Annotated in this window: 1 protein-coding gene; it reads right to left on the bottom strand. The window is 40.1% G+C overall.

Annotated elements, in window-relative coordinates; genetic code table 11:
- On the bottom strand, positions 1–247 hold a 247-nt coding region (locus L9G74_RS21605), incomplete at both ends, for a sulfatase-like hydrolase/transferase (protein WP_238898901.1).

Genomic DNA, 247 nt, shown 5'->3' with positions numbered 1-247 from the left:
GTAATAATCTTTGAATAGAACGGTTGTGGTAGTTGTTCAAGATACTTAGCAGAATCCTGCAAGAAAATCTTATCCTTCATACCATAACCAATATTGTAGTTTGCGTTATCCGCATCCTTGAAATATGGCTTACTAAAGAAGTAATCATATCCCCAAGACTTGTACGTGTTATCACGGTTCCAGAATGAAGCGACGTCACCGTGGAAGGCAGCAGTCGTATATCCCTTTTGGTCCAAGATAGCAGGTA

Origin of the sequence: Shewanella electrica, from assembly GCF_022321485.1 — a bacterium.
Classification (GTDB): Bacteria; Pseudomonadota; Gammaproteobacteria; order Enterobacterales; family Shewanellaceae; genus Shewanella; species Shewanella electrica.
Note: the sequence above shows the minus strand (reverse complement) of the source record. Positions and strands in the feature narration are given on the sequence as shown.